Here is a 541-nt window from a genome sequence, read left to right on the forward strand (position 1 = left end):
GGATGGCGAACCCACCCGCTCCCGCCCTCGTCCCCGAGGCCCGCACGGTCCATTTCGACCAGCACCCCAACTACGTGACCCTCAGCGCGCCGCGCACCTTGGACTGGGCGCACAACGCGCTGACCGGGGAGCTGCAGCCCACCCCGGTGCCACCCGCCAGATCGGAGCCCGTCGGCAGCTCGGAGCCCGCATCCCGGCAGTGACAGTCCGGTCGCAGGAGGCGATCTCTGGCTGGGGTTGCCTCCCTCATCAGTCCGCCCCCACTCCACGACGCGCGACGCAGCGACGGTGGCTTCTGGAAGGAGCTGCTCGACGCGGACCCTGTGGCGGCAGCGACCTCCGCTGAGCTGGCCGTCCTCCGCGACGCTCCCACACACACCCGCGTCCTGGAGGACATCGCCCCCGCGTTGTCCTCAGGGGTCCCGGATGTCCAGGCGCGGATCGAGGCCGCCGACGAGTTGCCCGACTCCCCCGAGGACTGGCTGGAGCGCGTGGACGCGGAAGCCGACCGGGGGAAGACGACAGCGGGTGATCCTCAGAG

General features: G+C 71.7%; 2 protein-coding genes. Both read left to right on the forward strand.

The window, feature by feature from the left end; all coding sequences use genetic code 11:
• A partial coding sequence (locus tag FK530_RS26185) for a hypothetical protein (RefSeq protein WP_205124281.1) occupies positions 1–203 on the forward strand: 203 nt, incomplete at its 5' end.
• 120 nt (positions 204–323) lie between these two features.
• On the forward strand, positions 324–541 hold a 218-nt coding region (locus FK530_RS25315; protein ID WP_146489522.1), incomplete at its 3' end, for a hypothetical protein.

This window comes from Tsukamurella conjunctivitidis (genome assembly GCF_007858475.1).
Taxonomy (GTDB): domain Bacteria; phylum Actinomycetota; class Actinomycetes; order Mycobacteriales; family Mycobacteriaceae; genus Tsukamurella; species Tsukamurella conjunctivitidis.